Origin of the sequence: Flavobacterium amnicola, assembly GCF_004122165.1 — a bacterium.
GTDB lineage: Bacteria > Bacteroidota > Bacteroidia > Flavobacteriales > Flavobacteriaceae > Flavobacterium > Flavobacterium amnicola.
In genome coordinates, this window is sequence record NZ_SBKO01000001.1 from 1,112,129 (window position 1) to 1,137,565 (window position 25,437).

Consider the following 25,437-nt stretch of genomic DNA (forward strand, 5'->3'; position numbering starts at 1 on the left):
TTATTTATTTGTTTTAACTCTAAAAACGCAAGTCTCCCGACCTTTGGATGCGTTTTATTTTTTATAGCTGTCTTCGAGTACCTCAGACAACAATACACGATACGTCGGTTGAGGCTCTCGAAACCAACGGTTATATTAAAAATCTGCGTCGAAACTGATTTTCCCAGATTCAGAATCGGTATTCATTACGCCGGCTTTTTGGTATTCAGCCACACGTTTTTCAAAGAAATTCGTTTTCCCCTGTAACGAAATCATATCCATAAAATCGAATGGGTTGGATGAGTTGTATTCTCTATCGCAACCTAATTCTACTAATAATCTATCGGCCACAAATTCTAAATATTGTGTCATTAAAGTAGCGTTCATTCCAATCAAACTCACTGGAAGTGATTCGGTGATGAACTCACGTTCGATATTTAATGCGTCTACAATAATTTCTCTAATTCTTGCTTTTGGCACTTTGTTAACCAAGTGGTGGTTGTGTAAGTGCACGGCAAAATCACAGTGTACACCTTCGTCACGAGAAATTAGCTCGTTTGAGAAAGTCAATCCTGGCATTAAACCACGTTTTTTCAACCAGTAGATAGAACAAAATGCTCCAGAGAAGAAAATTCCTTCCACGGCAGCAAAGGCAATTAGGCGTTCTGCAAACGAATCGGATTCAATCCATTTTAAAGCCCAGTCACCTTTTTTCTTGATGGCTGGAAAGATTTCCAACGCATTGAATAATTCTGCTTTTTCGGCTTCGTCTTTTACATACGTGTCAATCAATAACGAATACGTTTCACTATGAATGTTTTCCATCATAATTTGGAAACCATAGAAGAACTTCGCTTCGGCATATTGTACTTCATTCACGAAGTTTTCTGCTAAATTTTCATTTACAATTCCGTCTGAAGCGGCGAAAAAGGCTAATATATGTTTGATGAAATATTTTTCATCAGCACTTAATTTATTATTCCAATCGGCTAAATCTTGGTGCAAGTCGATTTCTTCAGCAGTCCAAAAGCTGGCCTCCATTTTTTTGTACCATTCCCAAATATCGTGGTGTTTGATTGGAAAGATGACAAATCGGTCTTTGTTTTCTTGTAAAATGGGTTCGATAGTAGCCATAGCTATGCTTAAAATTATAGTTTTAGAAAATGAATGTTTTTTTTGCTTCAATTGGGGTTTACAAAGATTCAAATTTGAAACCGAAAATGAAAGACATAGTTATTCACAATTGCCTTGAGTTTTTAACAAACGAACGCTTTTAATTGATTTGAGACTTTGTTTGTATTGTATTGAAAGTCAATTATATAGAAACGTAATTTTTGCTGAAGTATTGTAAAATAAGGGGTTGAGTTTTTATAAAAAAGAGGGTTATAAACGAAAGCTTTGTTGTTTTTTTAATGAATGTATAGCTTTGTTTAGTGTCTAACTAAATTTGGTGAATTTTAACGAATGTAAACCATTCATTTTTAAATATTTATGTGTTTTATCGAAAATATTAAAGCGTGGTCGATTAAATTTTAATTTTAAAAAGTTAGGTTATAAATTTGGAATCTAAATTTAAAATAACTGTACAATGACTCTTAAAAATTCCTATAATCTATACTTTCTTTTTTTGATTGTTTTGATAGGGATTTCTAATGTGATTCAATTGTCAACTTTGCGTGGTTCTAAAGATAAAAAAGGATTGCCATTAAAAGAAAATACCAAGTCTACGGAAGATTTATTAAAGGAGAAACGGCAAGAAGATATTGTAACGAATACAGCAGCTTCTTTTTATTTTCGTCAGTAAATTATTTTTTTAGGTCCTCCGCTACTTTTTCAAGTTCTTCGTACCATTCATTTCCGAAACGACGCACTAATGCTTCTTTTACAAATTTATAAACCGGAACTTCCAATTCTTTTCCTAAAGAACAGGCAGGAGAACAAATGTCCCAACGGTCATAATTTACAGCTTGAAAACTGCTAAAATCTTTTACACGGATAGGGTATAAGTGACAAGAAACAGGTTTTTTCCAATCGATTATTCCTTGGTTATAAGCTTGTTCGATACCACAAAGTGCTGTTTTGCCATCAAAAATTACATAAGCACAATCTTTGTTGTCAATCAATGGCGTTTCTAAATCGCCATCGGTCCCTTTTACCCAAGTGCCCTGTGCCTCAATAGCAGCAATGCCTTCAGGACGAAGAAAAGGCTTTACTTTAGGATAGATGGTTTCTAAAATAGCGGTTTCTTCTTGTAACAGTGGGGCACCAGCATCCCCATCTACACAACAGGCTCCGTGACAAGCGGTGAGGTTGCATACAAATTCTTTTTCGAGAATATCTTCAGAGACGATGGTTTTGCCTAATTGAAACATTATTGCGGTTTTGTTTAATTTCGCAAAAGTACAAAGATTAATTACATAAACTTGTAGTCCGATTTATTAAATGTATACGATTCTTTGTTTAGTTCTATGCATTTCATTGTAGTCGTTTTACTTTTGTTTTTTAAATCTTTGTAATTCATTTCCATTAATAGTGGTTTTTCATTTGGTTTTACTAAGTCTTTAAAAACATCGGGCATTCCTCCATTTTGATTCATTTTAAAAACATTAGTAAAGCTTACTTTGGCTTCGGTAGTGTAATACAATACCATTTCCATTTCGTCGTTAGTTGCTTGCATTCCTTTGCAATTAAAACCTAATATTTTTTTACTAGGTATGGCTTTGTATTTTACTTTTTTGGTTTTGTCGTCTACCATTTTGGAATAGTCTGGGACTTTACTAACCATAGCCATTTTTTTTCCGTCTTTCCCAAAAGTGGAAATGCTTATGTTGTTTTTGGTGTCCATGATCATAAACATTGCCGAAGCTCCTGCTTTATTCATATTGGCGCCATAATAAGTGGCATTAGGTTCAAGGAAATAGTCAAAAACAATTTCTTTGCCTTTGTCGGAAGTTATTTGCATGGCATATTTCCAGCTAAAGGTATATTTATCAGGGATTTTTGAAGCATCCACCTTGTTTTTGCTCAAATTCATGAGGTCTTCCATATTCATTTTTGGCTTTTGTGCCGAAACAACACCGGTTAAAGATACTATCAATCCGAAATAAATAAAATACGTTTTTGCTTTCATAATCCATGATTAAAATTAGAAATGGAAACGAAAGTTAAGCATAAATCCGATAGCAGTTCATTAATTTATTAAGAAAATTTGGAATATATTTGTTTGAAAATACATCTTATGAATTTTGATTGGAAAGAAATTTTTACGGTAGGAATGGTTTTGTTTGCTGTAATCGATATTGTAGGAACTATTCCTATTATAGTCGACTTGCGTAATAAATTGGGGCATATTAATTCGGAAAGAGCCAGTTTGGTTTCGGGACTTATTATGATCACGTTTCTTTTTGTTGGAGAAGGAATACTGAAATTTATGGGCGTCGATGTAAAATCGTTTGCCGTTGCAGGATCGATTGTGCTTTTCTTTTTAGCGCTCGAAATGATTTTAGGGATTAGTATTTATAAAGATGAAGAACCTAAAACGGCCAGTATAATTCCAATTGCTTTTCCTCTAATTGCTGGTGCCGGAACCATGACCACTTTGTTATCCTTACGTTCCGAATACCAATCGATTAATATTGTGATTGCGATTTTGATCAATATAGTTATTGTTTATATCGTTCTGAAATTGTCTGGGAAAATTGAAAAAATGTTAGGGAAGACAGGTTTGGGTGTAGTCAGAAAAGTCTTCGGGGTAATTTTATTGGCTATTGCTGTTAAATTATTTGCCGCTAATGTTAAAGCCTTGTTTGTTTAGTTTGAAAAGCTTTAAATTTGTTGCCTAATTTAGTTTGAAATGAAAACGTTTACCTATATCGTGTTTGCTTTGGCAATTGTATTTATTGGAGTAAATGCGTCTATGCTTGACTTTTCTAATTTATTTGAAGGTCAGAGTTTAATTGCAATCATTGGTATTTTAGCCACCATGTGTGCTATTGTTTTGTTGTTGATTTTTAATATGTCAAGATCAATAGCGAATAAATTAAAGAAACATTCTTAAATGTTTGATGTTCTTATTATTGGCGGAGGAGTTTCTGGGGTTTCGTGTGCTATGATTTTAGGGTCGGCTCATAAGAAAGCTTTCGTTCAAGATAAAAAAATCGCCATCATAACCCATCAAAAAGCATCATCTCTTCAAGAGGCTATTTTTTATAATGCTTACGGAATCCCAGCTGGAAAGTTAGGCGCCGATTTATTAGTGGAAACTACACAACAACTTCATGAAAAATATCCGCATATTCTTCAAATCGAAGAGGAAAAAGTAATGAAAGTAACTCCTTTGGAAGAAGGGTATGAGATAGAAACGAATAAAGAGGTCTATCAAAGTAAAATAGTGGTAATCGGAATTGGTTCTTCCAATTTGTTTGCCATCGAAGGATTACTACATTATGTTGAGCCGCATCAAAAATCAGTACCCGAAAAACAACGCATTCAACTTAAAAATATCGATCACAAAGTAGCAGAAGGCATTTATGTGTGTGGTACTTTAGCTGGACATAGAAGTCAATTGTCTATTGCAGCCGGAAGTGGTGCAGCGGTAGCGACTGATATTTTAGTATTGTGGAACAATGGGGTAGAAACCCATAGTCATGACAGTATTAAAGTGAAGGAATAATTTAATTCTTCAACGCTTCTTTAACCATCAAATCATCTTTCAAAACAATAAGGTAATAATATTGTTCGCCAAGTAATTGTCGGCAAAATTCGGCGGTAAGATACCGTTTCACGTAGTTTTTATTCGCCTCCAAATCCATGTAAGCATCCGATTCGTAGATGTGTTTTTTAAATAATTCAAAATAGAAATCAGCACGATTGACTTTGTCTATTATCTGATGGTATTTTAATTTGGAAAAGGCTTTTCTGTCGGTATCAATAATTTTAAACACAAAATTCATCGTTACTCCCGATTGCATTAACATTGGAACCATCTCATTTCCTTTAGTAGCTTCAATGGGAGTGAAAATATCCGGAACAATACCCCCGCCGCCATAAACGATTTTTCCTTTTGGCGTTTTGAATTTTAAGGTGTCGGCTACCTTAATACTGTCTTTGGCGTATAATTCGCCATTATGATACCGTGCAAGGAATTCATTTAAATACTCTTCGCTGCCATTTTCGTAAGGTTTTTGTATGGAACGACCAGTTGGTGTGTAGTAGCGGGCAATTGTTAATCGAACACTTGATCCATCTTTGAAAGGCATATCGCGTTGTACTAGTCCTTTACCAAACGAACGACGACCAATTACTAATCCGCGGTCATTGTCTTGAATAGCTCCTGCTACAATTTCACTGGCTGAAGCCGAGTTTTCATTGATTAAAATGGCCACTTTTCCGTTTTCAAAAATACCATTTTTCGTAGCGAAGGTTTTGTCTATTTTTCCTTTTTTATTTTTGGTAAAAACAATCAACTTATTGTCTTTTAAAAAATCATCGGCAATTTTAATAGCTTCTTCCATATAGCCACCGCTGTTGTCGCGTAAGTCTAAAATTAAACTGTTCGCCCCTTTTTTGATCAGTTGTGAAAGACCGATTTCAAATTCCCGATACGTAGTTTCGGCAAAACGATTGATTTTGATGTATCCCGTGTTTTTATTGACCATTAGCGCAACGTCAACGCTTTTTACGGGAATGGTGTTTCGGGTAACATTGACTTTGAGTTGTTTGCCTTCCGATTTTCGGTAAATGGTAAGCAAAACATTTGAGTCAGGTTCGCCTTTCAATACTTTATAAAGTTTGTCTGAATTTACTTTTTTTCCAAAGAGTTTGTGGTTGTCGGCAAATAAAATTCGGTCGCCTGCTTTTATTCCGGCTTTCTCTGAGGGTCCACCTTTGACAGGATTAATCACGATGACAGAGTCTTTTTCAATAAAAAAATTAACCCCAATTCCCACAAAATTACCGCGCATGTCTTGAGCAGCATCTTCCGCTTCATTTTTTGCAATGTAAATGGAGTGTGGGTCGAGTTTTTCTAAAATCCCGGTAACGGTTTGATCAACAATAGAGTCGGTATTCACATCGTCTACATATTCGGAATCAATAAAATCAATCAGTCGACTTAATTTTTGTTTGGTTTCGTTTTTGGAAGTGATTGTAGGCGATGGAGGTACTGCAATAAATATACCTCCTAGCAAAAATCCAACCGCTAGTGTTGAAAAAAGTAGTAGTGGGAGATATACTTTGTTGATCTTCATTTTAATTTATTCTAAGTCTTCAATATGCTGGACTTCTACTCCGGCTTTTAACAAAAATTGCAATCCGGAATCGTCTTTGTAACCTTCTTGATACACGACGCGTTTGATGCCCGATTGATGTATTAATTTACTACATTCTTTACAAGGCGATAGCGTGATGTATAAAGTAGCGTCTTTACATGATTGTGTCGAATTGGCTACTTTTAAAATTGCATTGGCTTCGGCATGTAAAACGTACCAATGGGTTAAATTATTTTCATCCTCACAACAATTTTCAAATCCAGATGGAGTGCCATTATATCCATCAGATATGATCATTCTATCACGTACAATAATCGCGCCAACTTGTTTTCTTTGACAATAAGAAAGTTTACTCCACTCTTTTGCTAAACGTAAGTAAGCTTTGTCGTATTTGTTTAATTTTTGTTCTTTCATTCTGATTTTATCGGTGCCAAATTGGACTTTGTATGATTAACGGAGTTACCACTCCAATGATAAATGCTGACATTACGAGTGTCCAATCGCGTTTTGAAAAGCGAAAAACGGTTTGTACTATAAAAGATAGAATTAGTGCAATAAGCACCACTATCAATTGTGCGCATTCAATTCCAAGGGCGAATTCGCCTAACGGCAATAATTTATCGGAAGCATTTCCAGGTAAAATAGTTTTGAAATAGTTTGAAAACCCTAATCCGTGAATAATTCCAAATAAAAGGGTGACAATGGCCACGAGTGTAATGCTTTCGCCTTTGCTGCTTTTGCCTGCGGTGAATAAATTAAAAAGGGCAACAATTAATATGGTAATCGGAATTAAAAACTCCACTAAATTTTCTTTGATATAAATGATTCCGTAAACGGATAATATTAAGGAAATGGTATGACCTAAAGTAAATAAACTGACTAATAATAGCCATTTTCTCCAGTCGTTGAATGTATAAGGGATGGTAATTCCGATTAAAAATAAAACATGATCGTAAGCATTAATGTCCAATACATGTCGTAAACCAATTTCGAAGTAGAGCCAAAAATCTTGCATAAGGGTTAGGTTAGGTTAGGAAATTCAAACTTACAAATTTATTTGATTTCCTATTTGATAATGATTCGTTTTTTAAACGGAATAGGGTGTCGCAATGTCTCTTGTTTGTTTTGGCTATAAGTAAACCTGTTGTAATTGCAATTTCTTGATTTTATTGCGAGTGACATTTTTTGAAAACATTTATAGATTAAGTATATTTGTATAAAATATTAAAAAAAACAAACTATGTCATTTTCCGATTTATTTGATAGCGAATTTAAGGCCAGAAATAAAGGTCATTTTTCTGCGATTGTACGTGTTGCGATTGCTGATGGTGATTTAACTGCTGAAGAAAAACAATTTTTAGACAAATTAAAAAGCCGCCTAGAAATTTCTGATGCCGAATATGAAGAAATTCTTGAAAATCCATTAAAATATCCAATTAATCCACCATCATTACATGTGCAACGTATTGAGCGTTTGTTTGATTTGTCAAGAATGGTGTATGCAGATCATGTACTTGGTCCAAAACAAAAAGAAATACTTACTAAATTTGCATTAGCCTTAGGTTTTACGCCTGGAAATGTAAATTATATCGTAGATAAAGCATTGTCACTTTTAATGTTGGAAGTAGATTTGGATACCTTTGTATATGAAATGCAACATATGAACAAATAAAAAAAGCTCCAAATGGAGCTTTTTTATTTGTTATGTGTAAGGTTTAGATTTTAAAAGTAATAACTGGTTTCGAAGCGTGATTTACCAATCCTTCGCTAATACTTCCGTTGAAAAAATGGTACAAGCTGGTTCTTCCATGTGTACACATTCCGACTAAATCAGCATTAACACTATTGGAAAAATTAAGAATTCCAGTTTCAATGTTTGAGTCGTTGTAAATGTGCAATGAATAGTTGTCAATAGAATAACTTGAAACAAAATCTTTCATTGTTTTTTGTGCTTGATGTGACGTTTTGAAGCTGTTAGGCGTGTTAATCATTACCAGATCAAGATGAGAGCCAAGCATTTTGGCAAGTTTCATGACTTTTTCGAAAGAACTTCTTGTTTCTTCAGAAAAATCGGAAGCAAATACAAATCTATTGGCATTGAAATTTGGGCTGTCGTTTTTAATTACTAAAACCGGAGCTTCAGAATTTCTGACAATCTTTTCAGTGGTAGAGCCTACTAATAATTCTTTAAATCCAGAAGCGCCATGGGAACCCATTACCACCATGTCGATATCATAATCTTCGCTATGTTTTATGATTCCTTCAAAGGCTCTTTCGTATTTAATGGCTTCTGTAACTTTAATTCCTGTTAAATAATCTCTGGTTAAAAGTTCTTCTAACCTTTCATGCGCTTTGTTTAAGAATAGCATAATTTCAGGTATCGCCGCTCCAGAACTTACAGCATCTGCCATTTGTGACGGTAATTCAAGCATGTGTACAATGAAAATCTCTCCGTTGTTATCTTTGGCTATTTTGGCAGCGACTTTTAGGGCGTGTTCTGCATGAGTAGAAAAATCAGTAGGAACTAAAATTCGTTTCATAATGGTAAGGTTTATGATTAATATTCCGTTTTGCATTTTGTTTGTCACATAAAGGTAAGAAAAATATTAACATAATACAATAATTTTATTTTTATAAAAAAAGTAGTATATTTGCGCCGTTATTTAGCAGTTTATTTAAATAATGAGGCACGCACAGCGTGCCTCTTTTTATACAGTATGGGATTTAAAGAAAAAGTAAAACAATTATTAGAAGAAGGTTTGGAACAATATCCAAGTCTGTTTCTTATTGATTTAAAGATTGATGATTCCAATAAAATTATTGTAACTTTAGATGGTGATACCGGAGTGCAATTGCAAGATTGTATCGATATCAGTAGGATGGTTGAGAATAATTTGGATAGAGAAGAACAAGATTTTGCTCTTGAAGTGGCTTCGGCCGGCGTCTCTTCTCCATTAAAAATGGTTCGTCAGTATAAAAAAAATATTGGTAGAACACTAAAAATTAGAACGGAAGCAGCCACTATAGAAGCGTTGCTTGTAGATGCTTCCGATGAGAATATTACAGTTGAGTGGAGTTCAAGAGAACCCAAAAAAATAGGAAAAGGAAAAGAAACAGTGCTTCATAACGAAAAAATCGCTTACAGTGATATTAAAGAAGCAGTTGTTACAATAACATTTTAAATTAAAGAGTTGGTATGGAGAATTTAGCATTAATTGATTCATTTTCAGAATTTAAAGACGATAAATTAATAGATCGTGTAACGCTTATGGCGATTTTGGAAGATGTGTTTAGAAATGCATTGAAGAAAAAATACGGTTCCGATGATAATTTCGATATCATTATCAATCCTGATAAAGGAGATATGGAAATTTGGAGACGTAGAGTTATTGTTGCAGATGAGGACTTAGATTTCGAAAATGAAGAGATAACACTTTCTGAAGCTAGAAAAATCGAACCTGATTTCGAAATTGGGGAAGAAGTTTCAGAAGAAGTGAAATTAATAGATTTAGGAAGAAGAGCAATTTTGGCCTTACGTCAAAACTTGATTTCTAAAATCCATGAACATGACAATACTAATCTTTACAAACAATTTAAAGATTTAATTGGCGATATTTACACGGCTGAAGTACACCATGTACGTCCAAGAGCGGTAATTCTTGTAGATGATGAAGGGAACGAAATTGTGTTGCCAAAAGAAAAACAAATTCCTTCCGATTTCTTCCGTAAAGGAGATAACGTTCGTGGAATTATTGAAAACGTTGAGCTTAAAGGAAATAAGCCACAAATTATCATGTCTAGAACTTCAGAAAAATTCTTAGAGAAATTATTCGAACAAGAAATTCCAGAAGTATTCGACGGATTGATTATGATCAAAAAGGTCGTGCGTATTCCTGGTGAAAAAGCAAAAGTGGCTGTAGATTCTTATGATGATCGTATTGATCCAGTAGGAGCGTGTGTGGGTATGAAAGGATCTCGTATTCACGGTATTGTTCGTGAGTTAGGAAACGAAAATATTGACGTAATCAACTACACAACAAATACGCAATTGTATATTACAAGAGCATTGAGCCCGGCAAAAGTATCTTCCATCAAAATTGATGAAGAGAAAAAAACAGCTGAGGTTTATTTAAAATTAGAAGAAGTATCTAAAGCGATCGGTCGTGGTGGTCACAATATTAAATTGGCGGGACAACTAACAGGATACGAATTAGATGTTATTAGAGAAGGAAGTGCAGCAGAAGATGATGATGTTGAATTAACGGAATTCTCAGATGAAATCGATGGATGGATCATTGATGAGTTTGCAAAAATTGGATTGGATACAGCGAAAAGTATCTTAACTCAAAATGTGAACGATTTAGTGCGTCGTACCGATTTAGAAGAAGAAACAATTCTTGAAGTAATCAAGATTTTGAAAGAAGAATTTGAAGATTAATCACCTTTTTAATCCACAAAAATAAAATATCATAAATAAAATTTATGTCTGAAGGAACAATTAGAATAAACAAAGTTTTAAGGGAATTTAATATTTCGTTAGAAAGAGCTGTCGATTTTTTAAAGGACAAGGGGTTCACTATTGAATCTAATCCGAATACAAAAGTCACTGACGAAATATACAATATCCTGTCAAACCAATTTGCTGGAGACAAAGGGAATAAAGATGCTTCAAAAGAAGTGAGTGAGGAGAAAAGAAAAGAAAAAGAAGCCCTGCGTATTGAGCGTGAACGCGAGCATGAACTTGAAGAAAAGCGCAAGCTTGAAGAAGAACGTGCCCGTCAAGAAGTGATTAAAGCAAAAGCTAGTATTACGGCACCAAAGCAAGTGGGTAAAATTGACTTGAATCCTGCAAAACCTGTAGAAAAAGTTGTAGAAAAACCTGCAGAGAAAAAACCTATTGAAGCAAAACCTGTTGTAGAAGCTCCTAAAGCAGAAGTGAAGCCAGAAGTAGTGAAAGAAAAAACAGCTGAAAAAGTTGCTGAAAAACCAGTAGTAGTCGCTCCAAAAACAGAACAACCAGCTTCAAGCCCTTCACAAGAAGCTGCCCCTGTAGACGAGGCTCACGAAACGCAGTACACCAAATTATCAGGTCCTACTTTTTCGGGTCAAAAAATTGATTTAACGCAATTCAACAAGCCTAAAAAGAAAATAGAGCCTAAAATTACCAACAACCAAAACGCTGCGGGTAATAATGCTAATGCTGCCGATAAAAAGAAACGTAATAGAATCCCAACGAAGCCAGGGCAACCAGGCCAAGGAGGAGGGCAACCCGGTCAAGGTGGACAAAACAGACCGCAAGGACAAGGTGGTTTTAACAAGCCAGGAGGAAGTAGACCTTTTACCAAAGGAAATAATAGTCAACGTCCTGCTATCGTCAAGGTAGAGCCATCTGAAGAGGATGTAAAAAATCAAATTAAAGAAACTTTAGAGCGTTTACAAGGAAAAGGTAACAAATCTAAAGCAGCCAAATACCGTCGTGACAAGCGTGATACGCACCGTCAAAAATCGGACGACGAACAACGATTATTAGAAGAAGGTAGCAAAACGCTAAAAGTAACCGAATTCGTTACGGTAGGTGAAATTGCTACGATGATGGATGTGCCAATTACAAAAGTAATTGGAACCTGTATGTCGCTTGGTATCATGGTAACCATGAACCAACGTTTGGATGCAGAAACCTTAACTATCGTTGCCGATGAATTTGGTTATGAAGTAGAATTTATTACTACTGATATTGAAGAAAATATCGAAGTAATTGAAGATAAACCAGAAGATTTAAAACCTCGTGCCCCAATCGTTACGGTTATGGGTCACGTTGACCACGGTAAAACATCGTTATTGGATTATATCCGTAAAACAAATGTAATTGCGGGTGAGTCAGGAGGTATTACACAACATATTGGTGCTTACGGAGTAGAGTTAGACAATGGTCAAGAAATTGCTTTCTTAGATACACCAGGTCACGAGGCGTTTACCGCGATGCGTGCCCGTGGAGCTCAAGTAACTGATATCGCGATTATTGTAGTGGCGGCGGATGATGATATCATGCCACAAACTAAAGAAGCCATCAGTCACGCACAAGCCGCTGGAGTGCCTATCGTGTTTGCGATTAATAAAGTGGATAAACCAACGGCTAATCCTGAAAAAATTAAAGAAAAATTAGCAGCCATGAATTTCTTGGTGGAAGATTGGGGTGGAAAATACCAATCGCATGATATTTCTGCCAAAACAGGATTGGGAGTAAAAGAATTATTAGAAAAAGTATTATTGGAAGCGGAGGTTTTAGAACTGAAAGCGAATCCAAATAAACCAGGGGTAGGAACGGTTGTTGAAGCATTCTTAGATAAAGGACGTGGATATATTTCTACAGTTTTGGTACAAGCAGGTACGGTTAAAGTGGGGGATTATATCTTAGCGGGAAAAAACCACGGTAAGATTAAAGCTATGCAAGATGAACGTGGTAAAAACGTAAAAGAAGCAGGGCCTTCAACACCAATTTCAATCTTAGGATTAGATGGAGCACCAACAGCTGGTGATAAATTTACCATTTACGAAGACGAAAGAGAAGCCAAACAAATTGCAGCAAAACGTACACAGTTAATGCGTGAGCAATCAGTACGTGTACAACGTCATATCACATTAGATGAAATCGGTCGTCGTATTGCTTTAGGTCAGTTTAAAGAATTGAACATTATCCTTAAAGGAGACGTGGATGGTTCGGTAGAAGCCTTATCTGATTCGTTCTCTAAATTGTCAACAGATGAAATCCAAGTGAATATTATTCACAAAGGGGTTGGAGCGATTACAGAGTCGGATGTTATGTTGGCTTCGGCTTCAGATGCGATTATTATCGGATTTAACGTTCGTCCTGCTGGAAATGCGAAGCAATTAGCCGATAAAGAAGAAATTGATATCCGTCATTATTCTATTATCTATGCTGCTATTGATGATTTACGTGATGCAATGGAAGGAATGTTATCTCCTGAAATGAAAGAAGAGATCACAGGTACAGCAGAAATTAGAGAATTATTCAAAATTTCTAAAGTGGGAACTATTGCAGGATGTATGGTTACCGATGGCAAAATCTTTAGAGCAAATAAAGTACGTTTAATCCGTGAAGGTGTCGTAATTTACACTGGAGATTTGATTGCCTTAAAACGTTTCAAAGACGATGTGAAAGAAGTATCGAAAGGATACGATTGCGGTATGCAAATTAAAGGCTATAACGATATTGAAATCAATGACGTTATTGAAGGATTTACCGAAGTTGCCGTGAAGAAAAAATTAAAATAATCACTAGATTTAGTTATATGAAAACCTCGATTCGTCGAGGTTTTTTGCATTTTAACTGTTTGTGCGTTTTTTCTTTTTAAAGGAAAAGATTATGATTACTTTTACACCAAACAAACAAAACTTTAAAACCATGAAAAAAATTACTTTTTGCCTTGTGCTGCTTTTTAGCTGTCTCACGGCAACGAAATCTTTTGCTCAAGATGGCTACATAGGCGAAATTCGTATGGTAGGCTTTACATTTGAGCCAAGAGGGTGGGCCTTTTGTGATGGACGGATATTATCTATTGCATCAAACACAGCACTTTTTTCGATTTTAGGAACTACTTACGGGGGCAACGGTACGACAACATTTGCCTTGCCAGATTTAAGAGGAAGAGCTCCTATTCATGTTGGTGCAAGTCAAGGACCAGGCCTTTCTCCTGTTTCTTTAGGTCAAATGAGTGGTCAAGAAATTGTGACTTTAACACCACAAAATGTACCTTCACACACACATGCCATCAATGCTACTACTGCCGATGGAACTTCTGGTAATCCAGAATCGAACATTCCAGCCAATACGAAGTTGTTAGATAAAGAGTATTCCGATGCCGCAGCTAACACTACGATGAGTCCTGCAATGGTGCAACCGGCTGGAAACAACACTCCTTTTAATAACATGCAACCTTACTTGGGAATGAATTATGTAATTTGTTTACAAGGGATTTATCCACCAAGAAATTAATTCAACATAAAACTTATCAAATGAAAAATATACTATCAATTTTTTTGTTATTTTTTGTTTTTGCTACTAACGCTCAAACGATAAATTTCACGGGCTGTCCAAATCTTTTTGCGAGTTCATCCTATACATTCAATTTGACTGGTTCAAGTGCCGGTAGAAATATTTATACAACAACCCCGATAACTGGGGATCAATCATGTCCTGGATTAGGGGTTTGTGAATTCCAGATATCTTGGAATGCAGCCAATTCCCGTTGGGAATTTATTGCCGATGATGGAAATGGAGATTTTTCGGGGTATAATTTGATTTATTATAATACTTCAGCGTCGACTCCAAATCCTCCAAGTTTGAGTTTGGGAGTATGGACAGAAAATGTTCCAACTACTACGGGCCAATGTGCTGGAAACTTAACTTCAGGGAATTCAACGTTAACGGGAAGTGTTCAAAATGTTTTGGCTAGAAATGATTATATGTATGATAATTCCATTCAAATTTATCCTAATCCAGTTGCTACTGTGTTGAAAATTAATTCTCCTAATCGAATTGAAAAGGCAATGATTTATAATCTGCAAGGGCAATTAATTAGCGAGGTTAACCAATCAAATGAGTTGGATTTTTCTACTTTTCAAGCGGGGATGTATTTGGTTAAAATTATCTCTGAGAAAGGAATTAAAATTCAAAATATAATTAAACAATAAACTATTATGAAAAAGTATTTATATTCCATTATAACTTTATTTTTTGTAGGGTTTGGACAAGTGAGTTATGGTCAAGACGATCCAATGATTGGTGAAATTCAAATTTTTGCTGGAAACTTTGCCCCAAGAGGATGGGCATTTTGTAATGGGCAATTATTGTCTATTGCTTCAAATACAGCATTGTTTTCTTTATTAGGTACAACCTATGGCGGAAACGGTCAAACTACTTTTGCTTTGCCTGATTTGAGAGGAAGAGTTCCAGTGCATCCTAACAATACTGCAATTGTACAAGGACAAATGGCGGGCACCGAAGCGAATTCATTAACTATAAATAATTTACCTGCACATAGCCATACTATTAATGGGGTGACAACAGCAGGAAACCAGAATTTGCCAACAGGCAACTTACCAGCTGAAACAGCCACACTAGATCCTGAATATTCAAATGCTGTACCCAATGCTTTTATGGCGTCTGGAGTGATGTCTCCTGCAGGGGGGAGTCAGCCAATCAATAACATTCAGCCAAGTGCGGGGTGTATGTATATCATTGCGCTACAAGGGATATTTCCATCAAGAAATTAATAACGAATTAGTACAGTTTTAAATAATTTCAAAAGAATTAATTATGAAAAATATCAAAATAATTATACTACTTTTTGTGTTGGGCTTTTTTAATCAGAAAGGCTTTTCTCAACAAGTGTTTATGGGTCAAGTTAAAGTTTTTGCTGGAAATTTTGCTCCAGCGGGTTGGATGTTTTGTGACGGTAGTTTATTGCCAATTTCGGAAAATGAAGCTTTGTTCTCTTTGCTTGGAACGACTTATGGCGGTGACGGACAAACAACATTTGCTCTTCCAGATTTTAGAGGACGTATCGTAACGGGTGCAAATAACAGTACAGGACCGGGATTGAGTAATGTGCAATTAGGACAACTATATGGATCCGAAACCAACACAATGAATATTAATCAGATGCCAGTGCATAATCATGGAATTGCCTGTGTTTCTAGTGCGGGCACATCCAATCTTCCAACAGGGAATTTGTTTGCCAATGCGGGGGTTTTAGATAAGGAGTTTGCCAATACAGCGTCAAACACCACAATGAAATCTACTATGGTTAATCCATCTAACGGTGGGAATCAACCCTTCACTAATATGCAACCTACTCTAGGTTTAAATTATATCATTAGTTTGTACGGTGTGTATCCAACGCAAAATTAAATGAGTATCATTTAAAATATATTAAAAAAAACTCCTGTTATTGCTAACAGGAGTTTTTTTATACATTCTTCAAATTGATAATTTCTTGTTCGGTTAAAAAACGCCAATTGCCTCTTGGAAGGTTTTTTTTGGTCAAACCGGCAAAAGCCACACGATCAATCTTTAACACATCATATTTGAAACTTTCAAAAATGGCACGCACTACTTTTACGTTTGCGGTGCGCAATTTTAAACCGATTTCAGTTTTCGGCTCACCATCCACATAACTAATTTCCTCAACAAATAAGCGATGATTGTCTAAAGTTACACCTCCGGCTATTTTTTCTAAATCTTCGTATTTTAAATTTTTGTCTAAAGACACTTGGTACACTTTAGACGAACGTTGATTCGGTAAACTGAATTTACGAATCATATCAGTATCATTAGTAAACAACAACAATCCTGTCGTGTTTTTATCCATACGTCCTACTGGTTGAATTTTGGCATTCGTTGCGGCACGAACTAATTCGGCAACATTCCTGTGCATTTCATTTTCATCGAAAGACGTGGTGAAATTTTTAGGTTTGTTTAATAAGATGTATTCTTTTTTCTCCGGATTTAAAGTCATTCCGTCGAAATTTACCACATCACCTGGTTTTACCATATAGCCCATTTCGATGACCGGCACTCCATTTACTTTTACATTACCCGATTGGATGTAAATATCCGCATCACGACGCGAACAAACGCCTGAATTTGAAATGTATTTATTTAGACGAATTTCGTCTGTATTTTTAGGTCGTTTTGCTGTAGGATTGGGCTTTTTGGCCACTTTATCGGTAACTACTTCTGGTTTTGCCGTAGGTTTTGCTTTTTTAGGACCTTGTGCCCTTTTGTCCATAGCAGGTTTTGGCTTATTAGAACTTGGTCTTGAGCTATTTGGTCTTGAACCACCACGTTTATTGCCTCCTGAATTATTCATAAATCTTTAATTTGATGCAAAGATAAGGAATTAGGATTTGGGAATTGCGATTTAGGATGGTTTGATTAAATTTTCAACAAATTTCTGCCATGAATTAAAACAGAAGGATCTATCAAAACAATAGAAAATACCCCTGTGATGATAATCATTTTTAGGATATTGTGCAGTTGTAAGTATTCTTGATGGGAATTGGATTTCCACAATTTCAAAATAAAGAAAATAAGGACAATCAAACTCATGTAAAAATAAATATCCATATAACCCACATTGAATTTTTCGACCAAAATATATACGGGAATGACAGTGCCAATAGTAAGTGCCGTTATAATTTGTTTGGATATCTTTTCGCCAAATCGAACAGGAATGGTTTGGTAATCGTTGGCCATATCGCCTTTTATGTTTTCTAAATCTTTAATCATTTCACGGATGAGAATCAGCAAAAACAAAAAGGTGGCATGGGCAAAAATAACGCTATAAAAATTTTTGAAATAGAGTAAAATTCCAAAAAAAGGTAAAACCGCAAGTAGGGAAGCAGTTAAGTTTCCGATAATTGGGTATTTCTTTAATTTATGGGAATAAAACCAAATCAGAAAAATATACACCGCAAAGAAAAGTGCTGCGCGAAAGGAAATAATAAATGCCAAAGCTGTGGCTATAAAATTGAGTCCAAAATAAACTTGTAATTTAGTTTGCTGACTAACCAGTCGGTCCAACATCGATTTGTTAGGTCGGTTGATTAAATCTTTTTCAGAATCGTAAAAATTATTGATAATATAGCCCGAAGCAATTGTTAGGGTAGAGACAAACACAATAATAAGCAAACGCCAATCTAAGATTACTTCTAAGGCACGTTTTTCGGGCGCCAATATAAAAATAGAGGACAAATATTGTGCTAAAACAATGATGGGAATGTTATAACCACGCACCACAGAAAACAAACCGAGAATTTTCATCAGTAATAATTTTGTTTTTCTTGTAAGCATGTTTTGGCTGAAAGTTTGAGGTTATAAAAGTTTAAAGTTATTTTTTAAAACTGATATACGACTTCCAATTTGTAATTTTTTAACGATTCTTTAGCTTTTGCTAGGTCTTGTGTAAAGCCTAAAATATAACCTCCACCACCTGATCCACATAATTTTAAATAGTAATCGTTGGTGTCAATTCCGTGTTGCCAAACTTGGTGGAATTGTTCCGGAATCATCGGCTTGAAGTTGTTCAAGACTACTTTTGAAAGTTTCTTGGTATTCGAAAATAACGATTTCACATCGCCATGTAAGAAATTTTCCACACAAGCATCGGTATATTTGATGAATTGTGATTTTAGCATTTTACGGAAGCCAGCTTCTTTCAGGTTTTCCATAAAAATACTCACCATTGGGGCGGTATCACCTACAATTCCTGAATCTAGTAAGAATACGGCGCCTTTTCCGCTAGTACTTTGTGTCGGAATTCCAGTAGCTTCAATATTGTCTTTAGAATTGATTAAAATAGGAATGCTTAAATAGCTGTTTAATGGGTCTAGGCCAGAGCTTTTTCCATGGAAAAACGATTCCATTTGAGAAAAAATCGCTTTCAGTTGTAATAATTTTTCACGGGTTAAATTTTCCAATACCGTGATTTTAGCATTGGCATATTTATCGTAAATCGCTGCGACTAAAGCGCCGCTACTTCCTACACCATATCCTTGCGGAATACTCGAGTCGAAATACATTCCGTTATCAACATCTGTTTTTAAGGCATTGATGTTGAAAGTAACCAATTCGGGTTGTTCCGATTGTAATTTATCCAAATAGGAAACAAAACGTTTCAAGCTTTCATTAGATTTTACCGCCTCAACAGAAGGATTTTCTTCAATTTTTAAAGCGCCATTGTAAAAGTTATAAGGAATAGCTAGTCCTTTAGAATCTTTAATGATTCCATATTCTCCGAAAAGTAGGATTTTTGAGTAGAATAGAGGTCCTTTCATATGGTTAACAGTTAACGGTATTCAGTTTATTAAGGATAAAGATACAAATTAAAATGACAATGCACCCATACCAATTTCGTCACAAATATATTGACCATTTTGACAATAGCCAACTAATTCGTTCTTAATAAATTGCAAAACTTTTTCTTTTACGTCTTGCGGATATAAAACGTGTACATTCGCTCCAGCATCTAACGTAAAACATACTGGAATATTGGATTCATTTCTGAATTTCCAGATGGCATTGATGATTTCCAAGGTGTTGGGCTTCATTAATATAAAATAAGGCATTGATGTCATCATCATCGCATGTAAAGTCAAGGCTTCGCTTTCTACAATTTTGATGAAATTTTCAACATCTCCAGTCTCCAAAATAGCTTTTATTTTAGAAAGATTATCATGAGCTTGCGCGAATCGTTGTTCCGCAAATGGATGATTGTGCATCAAATCATGTCCTACTGTGCTGGAAACTTGTTTTTCGCCTTTATCGACTAGTAAAATGGTGTCTTGGTAGTTTTTAAAATTGGCATGAATCGTTGTTGGAAATGTTACACCAAATAAATCAGAACTGCCTGAAATTTCTGCATGATGGCCCCAAACGACCACTTCACCTTTGATGCTTCTGCAAGCACTTCCCGAACCCAAACGAGCTAATAAAGAGGCTTTTTGATAAAAATAGTCTTCAGAAATGGAAGGATTTAATGCTTTTTCTATACTCATCACATTCATCGCTAAAGCGGCCATTCCGGAAGCTGAAGAGGCAATCCCTGAGCTGTGTGGAAAGGTGTTTTCGGTTTCAATAGTGAAATGAAAATCTTTCAAATACGGACAATAGTCAAAAATACGTTCAAAAAATTTATGAATCTTCGGCTTGAAATCTTCTTTGGGTCTTCCTTCAAACAACAAATCGAAAGAAAAGTTACCGTCATTTACTCTCTTAACAAATCCCATTTTGGTAATGGTTTTGCAATTATTCAACGTAAAACTGATAGAAGGATTCGCTGGAATTTGATTGTCTTTTTTCCCCCAATACTTTACCAAGGCGATGTTGCTGGGTGCACTCCATTGGAAATCCCCTTTTTCAATTTGTAATGTGTAGTTTGAAGCGATAAAATCGTTTTCTGAAATCATTGATGGTGAAATTTACGCAAAGATACTTTTTTTGTCTTCGTTGTTAAAATTAATGTTTATTCTTTACTTTTGAAATTCATTAAAATCATCAAGTTTTGGCAAAAATTAAACTTTCAAAAGGAATTATTTCAGTAACAGCTTGTTTGTTGGTTGGGTTTTTATCCGGTTTTGCAACACAATCTTCTGTAAAAACATGGTTTCCCACTTTGGTTAAGCCATTTTTTAATCCGCCAGCCTGGGTGTTTGCCCCAGTTTGGACAGTGCTTTATGTACTAATGGGCGTGTCTTTTGCAATTATTTGGAGTAATGAGAAATCCAGTAGTGGTGAAAATAAAAGAAAGGCCATGTTTTTGTTCGGAATGCAATTGTTGCTCAATGCGTTATGGTCCATTTTGTTTTTTGGATTGTGCAATCCGTTTTTGGCCTTTATTGAAATACTATTACTTTGGTTATTGATTTTCGAAACCATAAAAGCATTTGGAAAAATTGACTCATTAGCCTCGAAATTACTTTATCCTTATTTGGCCTGGGTAAGTTTTGCTACGGTGTTGAATGGAAGTATTTGGTATTTGAACCACTAAAAGTATACCGAAATTACTATAAAATCATCTCAGTATAAGGAATCACAATAGAGTAGCCTCTTTCTTTAAAATAGGCTGTCGGATTTTCTTTGGCAATCACCAAAATAAAATCGCCACCCCAAGCCCCAAGACTTTTTATGGTGCCTTTAAAATCGGGGAACAAGGCTTCTTTTACGGTTTCCATCTCTAAGATGGCACTCAATTCTATTTCGTGTTGCTGCAGTGCGTTGGCAAACTCTTTTGGTTCCGCACTGGTAATGATTGTTTTTGTAATTGCGTTAATTACGGGTATAGCTCCTTGAATATTCGCTTGTTTGTTGTAATAATTGGCAATGGCGATTTTGCTACTTTGTTTCTTGTTGAGGTATACAAAATGAATTTTATCGGCAAAAGTAGGTTGGAAATCAACTGTAGAAATTACTGGTTCTCCGTTTTGCAACTCATACACAATAGGTGTGTTGTTTTGTGCGCAAGCCACATCATAACCACTGCCTCCAAAACTATTTCGAAGTAACGTAAAAGCATCGATTTGCTGCCATTGTGCGATGTTGTTGATTAAAGTCGAAGAAGTGCCCAAGCCCCAAAATTTCGGAAAGGTCAATTCGGTTGTAATTTCATATCCATTAGACTGGGTAATGAAACTCGGATTTAACAAATACGTATGGTGTAAAATTTCAACAAGTGTCGTTTTTATTTTGTCTGCTACAAAATCTTCTTTTGCGAGAATAGAGTCAAACGAAATGATGCTTTCAAACCAAACACTCCCGTCGCTATCATAGCTTTTCCAGGAAATGGCATTGTTTTTCCCTTCATTCACAACCAAATTCTGTCCAAACTTGGTAGGTAATGCCAAGGCTTTTGCGCCATCAAGCACCACATATTCACCTGTGATTAAGAGTTTTCCGTTGCTGTAAAAGGTTTGTTTCATAGTCATTGCGAGTAGCTTGCACTGAGCGAAGTCGAAGTGAAGCAATCTAATGTTATTTTCTAATCTCGGCTAAATAGTCTACCACAGCACTGTGTGTCACCGTGTTTTTTTCAAAATATTTGACTACTTTTTTGCGTTCGTCATCATTGGCTTGAAATTGATTCAAGATATTCATTAAGTGCATTTTCATGTGTCCTTGCTGAATACCTGTTGTAGTCAAACTTCTTAAAGCCGCAAAGTTTTGCGCCAAACCAGCCACAGCAACCACTTGCATTAATTCTTGCGCTGATGGTTTCCCTAACATTTCTAAAGCGATTTTAACCATCGGATGTAAACTAGTCAATCCACCTACGGTACCTAATGCTAATGGAATATCCATCCAAAAAGTAAAAATACCATTCTCAATTTTAGCGTGCGATAAACTGGAATACTGTCCGTTACGAGAAGCATAGGCATGAATTCCTGCTTCTACCGCTCGGAAATCGTTACCAGTAGCCAAAACTACAGCGTCAATCCCGTTCATGATTCCTTTGTTGTGGGTAACAGCTCTGTACGGTTCAATTTCAGCAATGCGAACAGCTTGAACGAATTTTTCGGCAAATTCTTCTGGGTTGTCGATGTGTTTTTCCGCTAAATCTGAAACTTTACAAGATACTTCGGCACGAACCACACAATTGGGAACATAATTCGACAAGATGCTCATGACCACCGTGATATTTTTTTCTTCGGAAGTAAAGCTATCAAAATGTTGCGCTTCTTCTTTTAGTGTTTTCGCAAATTGCTCCAAACAAGAATTGATAAAATTAGCGCCCATCGAATCTTTAGTTTCAAAAGTCGCATGCAACTGATAGTAATTGTCTAATTCAGCCGTTTTGTCTTTCAACACAATATCTAAAATACCACCGCCACGTTTTTGCATGTTTTTTGTAATGCTTTCGGTTTCGGTGAAGAATTTTGGTTGGATGGTAGCAAAAAAGGTGGTTAGTTTTTGTTTGTCTCCTTTGTAAATAAAATGGACTTGTCCAATTTTTTCGGTATTGAGTACAGTCGCTTTGAATCCGCCACGACTATCCCAAAATTTGGCCGATTTACTCGCGGCCGCAACTACTGAACTTTCTTCTACAACAAAAGGAATGGTGTAACTTTTATCGTTAATAGTGAAATTTGGTGCCACACCCAATGGTAAATAAAAATTGGTGATGGTGTTTTCGATAAATTCATCGTGCAGTTTTTGCAATTCTGTATCCGAATTCCAATATTTTTTTATGATTTGAGTTGCTTCTGTTGCATTTGAAAAATGGTTGGAAGCAATCCAATTTATTTTTTCTTCTTTTGTCAGTTTAGAAAATCCACTAATGGCTTTAGTCATTTTGCATAAAATTTTGATTTGCAAAGATAAAATAAGTGATACAATTGTGGTCAATATTCCTGTTGGAAAATGCTTTTAACATTTCATTTAGGTTTCATTTGGATTTTTTTTACTAAAATTGGGCTCTTTTAAGAATTGAAACCAATGAAAAATAGAATTTTATCTTTAGTTTGCCTTGTTGTCGTTTCCTTTTCAACTTTTGGGCAACAAAAATTAACCCTTGAGGAAATTTGGACTGGCGCATTTAGAGCCAAAGGAATGGATGCTTTAAGCGCCATGAAAAACACCAATCAATACACCGTTTTAAATTTTGATCGAAAAAACAATTCGGCAAAAATCGATTTGTATGATTATGCAACCCTAAACAAAGTGTCTACGCTGGTAGATTCTAAAGATTCTAAAATGCTGGAAGGCATCGATAGCTATACGTTTAGCAGCGATGAAAAGAAAATATTGATAGCCAATAATAGCGATCAAATATTCAGACATTCCTTTGTAGCGAACTATTTTATTTACGACATCGCTGCACAGAAACTAACGAAATTAGCTGATTATAAAGTGCAGGAACCAACTTTTTCACCCGATGGGACTAAAATTAGTTATGCCTTCGAAAATAATTTATATGTATATGATATTGCGACAAAAAATCATACTCGAATTACAAAAGATGGTAAAAAGAATTCCATTATAAACGGGATTACCGACTGGGTGTATGAAGAAGAATTCGCTTTTGTGAAAGCCTTCGATTGGAATGCGGGTTCCGATAAAATTGCCTTTATTCGTTTTGACGAAACCGATGTTCCTGAATTTTCAATGGATATGTACAACCAAGGATTGTATCCAACGCAAACTGTTTTTAAATATCCAAAAGCAGGAGAAAAAAATGCAGTCGTTTCGTTACATATTTATGATGTAAAATCGGGGAACACACAAAAAATCAATTTAGACAAGTACAGCGATTTTTATATCGCGAGAATGAAATGGACCAACGATGCTAATACTTTATGTGCTCAAGTTTTAAACCGTCATCAAGATAATTTAGACTTGTTATTCGTAGATGGTACTACTGGTGCAACCAAAGTGGTTTTGAATGAAAAAGACAAAGCCTATATAGATGTGACGGATAATTTAACCTTCTTAAAAGACAATAGTTTTATTTGGACTTCTGAAAAAGATGGTTTTAATCATATTTACCACTACGACAAATCAGGAAAACTAAAAAATCAAATTACAAAAGGACCTTGGGAAGTGACTTCTTATTATGGTTTTGATGAGAAAAACGGAATGATTTATTACCAATCGGTAGAAAATGGATCTATTAACCGTGATGTATATGCAATCAAATTGAACGGAAGCGGTAAAAAACGTTTAACAACCCAAACGGGGACGAATAATGCTACTTTTAGTCCAAACTTTCAATATTTTATCAATTCGTTTTCAAGTGCTAAAAACGCAACAAAATATACCTTAAACGATTCGAAAACAGGAAATGCAATCAAAACGATTGTGTCGAATGAGGACTTAGAAGCTAAATTAGCGGCATACAATCTTCCAACAAAAGAGTTTTTTGAACTTACCACTGAAAAAGGTCACAAATTAAACGCTTGGATACTAAAACCAAAAGATTTTGATGCTTCAAAAAAATACCCAGTATTTATGTATCAATACTCAGGTCCAGGGTCACAACAAGTGGACAATACTTGGAATACAACTGACGATTATTGGTTTTCCATGTTAACTCAACAAGGTTATATTGTAGCCTGTGTTGATGGTAGAGGAACAGGTTTGAAAGGAGCCGAATTTAAAAAATGCACTCAAAAAGAATTAGGTAAGCTTGAAGTAATTGACCAAATTGATGCGGCTAAAGTAATTGGAAACTATTCGTATGTAGATAAATCTAGAATTGGTATATTTGGCTGGTCGTATGGTGGATTTATGGCGTCTAATTGTATTTTTCAAGGAGCGGATGTGTTTAAAACAGCAATCGCTGTAGCGCCAGTAACCTCTTGGAGAAATTATGATAGTATTTATACCGAACGTTACATGCAAACACCACAGGAAAATGCAAGTGGTTATGATGAGAATTCGCCAATTACCCATGTGAGTAAATTGAAAGGTAATTTTCTTTTAATCCACGGGACTGCCGATGATAACGTACATGTGCAAAACACTATGAAAATGATAGAAGCTTTAGTGCAAGCCAACAAGCAATTTGATTGGGCAATTTATCCAGACAAAAATCACGGAATTTATGGTGGAAAAACACGTTTGCAATTGTACACCAAAATGACGAATTTCATCAAAGAAAAATTATAATTAACC

At 35.5% G+C, this 25,437-nt stretch carries 27 protein-coding genes; 14 read left to right on the forward strand and 13 right to left on the reverse strand.

Annotation, left to right across the window (positions count from 1 at the left end):
- Window positions 1–135: 135 nt before the first annotated feature.
- Complete coding sequence (locus tag EQG63_RS04860) at window positions 136–1,113, reverse strand: ribonucleotide-diphosphate reductase subunit beta (protein ID WP_129434987.1); 978 nt, start codon at window positions 1,111–1,113, stop codon at window positions 136–138.
- A 454-nt stretch (window positions 1,114–1,567) separates the two neighbouring features.
- Between EQG63_RS04860 and EQG63_RS04865 the strand changes: the two genes are divergently transcribed.
- Window positions 1,568–1,783 carry a hypothetical protein gene (locus tag EQG63_RS04865; RefSeq protein WP_129434989.1) on the forward strand — a complete coding sequence of 72 codons (216 nt, stop codon included), beginning with the start codon at window positions 1,568–1,570 and terminating at the stop codon, window positions 1,781–1,783.
- A 1-nt stretch (window position 1,784) separates the two neighbouring features.
- On the opposite strand, the gene EQG63_RS04870 is transcribed toward EQG63_RS04865, so the two are convergent.
- On the reverse strand, window positions 1,785–2,351 hold the full coding sequence (locus EQG63_RS04870) for a DUF3109 family protein (RefSeq protein WP_129434991.1): 567 nt from the start codon (window positions 2,349–2,351) through the stop codon (window positions 1,785–1,787).
- Between the two features lie 41 nt (window positions 2,352–2,392).
- Entirely contained in the window at window positions 2,393–3,109 is a 717-nt protein-coding gene (locus tag EQG63_RS04875) for a DUF4412 domain-containing protein (protein WP_129434993.1), read from the reverse strand.
- Window positions 3,110–3,217: 108 nt separating this feature from the next.
- On the opposite strand from EQG63_RS04875, the gene EQG63_RS04880 reads away from it, so the two are divergent.
- Genes EQG63_RS04880 through EQG63_RS04890 form a run of 3 tightly spaced genes read left to right on the forward strand, consistent with a single transcriptional unit; the run spans window position 3,218 to window position 4,651 of the window.
- Window positions 3,218–3,793 (forward strand): MarC family protein, encoded by a 576-nt coding sequence (locus tag EQG63_RS04880; protein WP_129434995.1) that lies wholly within the window; start codon window positions 3,218–3,220, stop codon window positions 3,791–3,793.
- Window positions 3,794–3,832: 39 nt separating this feature from the next.
- A complete protein-coding gene (locus tag EQG63_RS04885) occupies window positions 3,833–4,036 on the forward strand; it encodes a hypothetical protein (protein ID WP_129434997.1) in 204 nt (67 codons plus the stop codon).
- Window positions 4,037–4,651: an FAD-dependent oxidoreductase gene (locus tag EQG63_RS04890; RefSeq protein WP_129434999.1), complete on the forward strand. Its 615-nt coding sequence runs from the start codon at window positions 4,037–4,039 to the stop codon at window positions 4,649–4,651.
- Between the two features lies 1 nt (window position 4,652).
- Here the strand turns inward: EQG63_RS04890 and EQG63_RS04895 are convergent, their stop codons facing one another.
- The 3 genes from EQG63_RS04895 to EQG63_RS04905 are packed head-to-tail and all read right to left on the reverse strand — an operon-like array spanning window position 4,653 to window position 7,263.
- Window positions 4,653–6,227: a S41 family peptidase gene (locus EQG63_RS04895; protein ID WP_129435001.1), complete on the reverse strand. Its 1,575-nt coding sequence runs from the start codon at window positions 6,225–6,227 to the stop codon at window positions 4,653–4,655.
- Between the two features lie 6 nt (window positions 6,228–6,233).
- On the reverse strand, window positions 6,234–6,662 hold the full coding sequence (locus EQG63_RS04900; RefSeq protein ID WP_129435003.1) for a deoxycytidylate deaminase: 429 nt from the start codon (window positions 6,660–6,662) through the stop codon (window positions 6,234–6,236).
- 7 nt (window positions 6,663–6,669) lie between these two features.
- On the reverse strand, window positions 6,670–7,263 hold the full coding sequence (locus EQG63_RS04905; RefSeq protein ID WP_129435005.1) for a HupE/UreJ family protein: 594 nt from the start codon (window positions 7,261–7,263) through the stop codon (window positions 6,670–6,672).
- A gap of 225 nt (window positions 7,264–7,488) precedes the next feature.
- Here EQG63_RS04905 and EQG63_RS04910 point away from each other — a divergent pair, with 225 nt between their 5' ends.
- On the forward strand, window positions 7,489–7,920 hold the full coding sequence (locus tag EQG63_RS04910) for a tellurite resistance TerB family protein (protein ID WP_129435007.1): 432 nt from the start codon (window positions 7,489–7,491) through the stop codon (window positions 7,918–7,920).
- 43 nt (window positions 7,921–7,963) lie between these two features.
- Here EQG63_RS04910 and EQG63_RS04915 read toward each other — a convergent pair whose 3' ends face one another.
- Window positions 7,964–8,788 carry a universal stress protein gene (locus tag EQG63_RS04915; RefSeq protein WP_129435009.1) on the reverse strand — a complete coding sequence of 275 codons (825 nt, stop codon included), beginning with the start codon at window positions 8,786–8,788 and terminating at the stop codon, window positions 7,964–7,966.
- 177 nt (window positions 8,789–8,965) lie between these two features.
- Here EQG63_RS04915 and rimP point away from each other — a divergent pair, with 177 nt between their 5' ends.
- From rimP to EQG63_RS04950, 7 genes are all read left to right on the forward strand, one after another.
- Window positions 8,966–9,430, forward strand: a complete 465-nt coding sequence (gene rimP, locus EQG63_RS04920; RefSeq protein ID WP_129435011.1) for a ribosome assembly cofactor RimP — start codon at window positions 8,966–8,968, stop codon at window positions 9,428–9,430.
- A 14-nt stretch (window positions 9,431–9,444) separates the two neighbouring features.
- A complete protein-coding gene (nusA, locus tag EQG63_RS04925; RefSeq protein WP_129435013.1) occupies window positions 9,445–10,686 on the forward strand; it encodes a transcription termination factor NusA in 1,242 nt (413 codons plus the stop codon).
- 44 nt (window positions 10,687–10,730) lie between these two features.
- Window positions 10,731–13,541 carry a translation initiation factor IF-2 gene (gene infB, locus EQG63_RS04930; protein ID WP_129435015.1) on the forward strand — a complete coding sequence of 937 codons (2,811 nt, stop codon included), beginning with the start codon at window positions 10,731–10,733 and terminating at the stop codon, window positions 13,539–13,541.
- 130 nt (window positions 13,542–13,671) lie between these two features.
- The gene (locus EQG63_RS04935) at window positions 13,672–14,262 is read left to right on the forward strand and encodes a phage tail protein (RefSeq protein WP_129435017.1); all 591 of its coding nucleotides are present in this window, start codon (window positions 13,672–13,674) and stop codon (window positions 14,260–14,262) included.
- A gap of 20 nt (window positions 14,263–14,282) precedes the next feature.
- Window positions 14,283–14,960 carry a T9SS type A sorting domain-containing protein gene (locus EQG63_RS04940; protein ID WP_129435019.1) on the forward strand — a complete coding sequence of 226 codons (678 nt, stop codon included), beginning with the start codon at window positions 14,283–14,285 and terminating at the stop codon, window positions 14,958–14,960.
- A gap of 6 nt (window positions 14,961–14,966) precedes the next feature.
- Window positions 14,967–15,542 carry a phage tail protein gene (locus EQG63_RS04945; protein ID WP_129435021.1) on the forward strand — a complete coding sequence of 192 codons (576 nt, stop codon included), beginning with the start codon at window positions 14,967–14,969 and terminating at the stop codon, window positions 15,540–15,542.
- 43 nt (window positions 15,543–15,585) lie between these two features.
- Window positions 15,586–16,179: a phage tail protein gene (locus EQG63_RS04950; RefSeq protein ID WP_129435023.1), complete on the forward strand. Its 594-nt coding sequence runs from the start codon at window positions 15,586–15,588 to the stop codon at window positions 16,177–16,179.
- A gap of 58 nt (window positions 16,180–16,237) precedes the next feature.
- On the opposite strand, the gene EQG63_RS04955 is transcribed toward EQG63_RS04950, so the two are convergent.
- The 4 genes from EQG63_RS04955 to EQG63_RS04970 all read right to left on the reverse strand — a co-directional run bounded on the left by EQG63_RS04955 (window position 16,238) and on the right by EQG63_RS04970 (window position 20,237).
- The gene (locus tag EQG63_RS04955) at window positions 16,238–17,140 is read right to left on the reverse strand and encodes a pseudouridine synthase (RefSeq protein ID WP_129435025.1); all 903 of its coding nucleotides are present in this window, start codon (window positions 17,138–17,140) and stop codon (window positions 16,238–16,240) included.
- A gap of 65 nt (window positions 17,141–17,205) precedes the next feature.
- Window positions 17,206–18,123: a geranylgeranylglycerol-phosphate geranylgeranyltransferase gene (locus EQG63_RS04960; RefSeq protein ID WP_129435027.1), complete on the reverse strand. Its 918-nt coding sequence runs from the start codon at window positions 18,121–18,123 to the stop codon at window positions 17,206–17,208.
- Between the two features lie 44 nt (window positions 18,124–18,167).
- Entirely contained in the window at window positions 18,168–19,106 is a 939-nt protein-coding gene (locus EQG63_RS04965; RefSeq protein WP_129435029.1) for a mevalonate kinase family protein, read from the reverse strand.
- A 48-nt stretch (window positions 19,107–19,154) separates the two neighbouring features.
- A complete protein-coding gene (locus tag EQG63_RS04970) occupies window positions 19,155–20,237 on the reverse strand; it encodes a diphosphomevalonate/mevalonate 3,5-bisphosphate decarboxylase family protein (protein WP_129435031.1) in 1,083 nt (360 codons plus the stop codon).
- Between the two features lie 95 nt (window positions 20,238–20,332).
- Between EQG63_RS04970 and EQG63_RS04975 the strand changes: the two genes are divergently transcribed.
- Window positions 20,333–20,818 carry a TspO/MBR family protein gene (locus EQG63_RS04975; RefSeq protein WP_129435033.1) on the forward strand — a complete coding sequence of 162 codons (486 nt, stop codon included), beginning with the start codon at window positions 20,333–20,335 and terminating at the stop codon, window positions 20,816–20,818.
- A gap of 16 nt (window positions 20,819–20,834) precedes the next feature.
- Here EQG63_RS04975 and EQG63_RS04980 read toward each other — a convergent pair whose 3' ends face one another.
- A complete protein-coding gene (locus tag EQG63_RS04980) occupies window positions 20,835–21,746 on the reverse strand; it encodes a GYDIA family GHMP kinase (protein WP_129435035.1) in 912 nt (303 codons plus the stop codon).
- A gap of 52 nt (window positions 21,747–21,798) precedes the next feature.
- Window positions 21,799–23,139 carry a hydroxymethylglutaryl-CoA reductase, degradative gene (locus EQG63_RS04985; RefSeq protein ID WP_317125542.1) on the reverse strand — a complete coding sequence of 447 codons (1,341 nt, stop codon included), beginning with the start codon at window positions 23,137–23,139 and terminating at the stop codon, window positions 21,799–21,801.
- A 120-nt stretch (window positions 23,140–23,259) separates the two neighbouring features.
- Between EQG63_RS04985 and EQG63_RS04990 the strand changes: the two genes are divergently transcribed.
- Complete coding sequence (locus tag EQG63_RS04990; RefSeq protein ID WP_129435039.1) at window positions 23,260–25,431, forward strand: S9 family peptidase; 2,172 nt, start codon at window positions 23,260–23,262, stop codon at window positions 25,429–25,431.
- Window positions 25,432–25,437: the final 6 nt, after the last annotated feature.

Coding starts and splice junctions, on each gene's coding strand:
- EQG63_RS04935 (WP_129435017.1), top strand. CDS start 13,672: ATGAAAAAAATTACTTTTTGCCTTGTGCTGCTTTTTAGCTGTCTCACG.
- EQG63_RS04865 (WP_129434989.1), top strand. CDS start 1,568: ATGACTCTTAAAAATTCCTATAATCTATACTTTCTTTTTTTGATTGTT.
- rimP (WP_129435011.1), top strand. CDS start 8,966: ATGGGATTTAAAGAAAAAGTAAAACAATTATTAGAAGAAGGTTTGGAA.
- EQG63_RS04860 (WP_129434987.1), bottom strand. CDS start 1,113: ATGGCTACTATCGAACCCATTTTACAAGAAAACAAAGACCGATTTGTC.
- EQG63_RS04895 (WP_129435001.1), bottom strand. CDS start 6,227: ATGAAGATCAACAAAGTATATCTCCCACTACTACTTTTTTCAACACTA.
- EQG63_RS04990 (WP_129435039.1), top strand. CDS start 23,260: ATGAAAAATAGAATTTTATCTTTAGTTTGCCTTGTTGTCGTTTCCTTT.
- EQG63_RS04910 (WP_129435007.1), top strand. CDS start 7,489: ATGTCATTTTCCGATTTATTTGATAGCGAATTTAAGGCCAGAAATAAA.
- EQG63_RS04880 (WP_129434995.1), top strand. CDS start 3,218: ATGAATTTTGATTGGAAAGAAATTTTTACGGTAGGAATGGTTTTGTTT.
- EQG63_RS04905 (WP_129435005.1), bottom strand. CDS start 7,263: ATGCAAGATTTTTGGCTCTACTTCGAAATTGGTTTACGACATGTATTG.
- EQG63_RS04965 (WP_129435029.1), bottom strand. CDS start 19,106: ATGAAAGGACCTCTATTCTACTCAAAAATCCTACTTTTCGGAGAATAT.
- EQG63_RS04945 (WP_129435021.1), top strand. CDS start 14,967: ATGAAAAAGTATTTATATTCCATTATAACTTTATTTTTTGTAGGGTTT.
- EQG63_RS04960 (WP_129435027.1), bottom strand. CDS start 18,123: ATGCTTACAAGAAAAACAAAATTATTACTGATGAAAATTCTCGGTTTG.
- EQG63_RS04950 (WP_129435023.1), top strand. CDS start 15,586: ATGAAAAATATCAAAATAATTATACTACTTTTTGTGTTGGGCTTTTTT.
- EQG63_RS04885 (WP_129434997.1), top strand. CDS start 3,833: ATGAAAACGTTTACCTATATCGTGTTTGCTTTGGCAATTGTATTTATT.
- EQG63_RS04970 (WP_129435031.1), bottom strand. CDS start 20,237: ATGATTTCAGAAAACGATTTTATCGCTTCAAACTACACATTACAAATT.
- EQG63_RS04890 (WP_129434999.1), top strand. CDS start 4,037: ATGTTTGATGTTCTTATTATTGGCGGAGGAGTTTCTGGGGTTTCGTGT.
- EQG63_RS04940 (WP_129435019.1), top strand. CDS start 14,283: ATGAAAAATATACTATCAATTTTTTTGTTATTTTTTGTTTTTGCTACT.
- EQG63_RS04870 (WP_129434991.1), bottom strand. CDS start 2,351: ATGTTTCAATTAGGCAAAACCATCGTCTCTGAAGATATTCTCGAAAAA.
- EQG63_RS04875 (WP_129434993.1), bottom strand. CDS start 3,109: ATGAAAGCAAAAACGTATTTTATTTATTTCGGATTGATAGTATCTTTA.
- EQG63_RS04955 (WP_129435025.1), bottom strand. CDS start 17,140: ATGAATAATTCAGGAGGCAATAAACGTGGTGGTTCAAGACCAAATAGC.
- infB (WP_129435015.1), top strand. CDS start 10,731: ATGTCTGAAGGAACAATTAGAATAAACAAAGTTTTAAGGGAATTTAAT.
- nusA (WP_129435013.1), top strand. CDS start 9,445: ATGGAGAATTTAGCATTAATTGATTCATTTTCAGAATTTAAAGACGAT.
- EQG63_RS04980 (WP_129435035.1), bottom strand. CDS start 21,746: ATGAAACAAACCTTTTACAGCAACGGAAAACTCTTAATCACAGGTGAA.
- EQG63_RS04915 (WP_129435009.1), bottom strand. CDS start 8,788: ATGAAACGAATTTTAGTTCCTACTGATTTTTCTACTCATGCAGAACAC.
- EQG63_RS04900 (WP_129435003.1), bottom strand. CDS start 6,662: ATGAAAGAACAAAAATTAAACAAATACGACAAAGCTTACTTACGTTTA.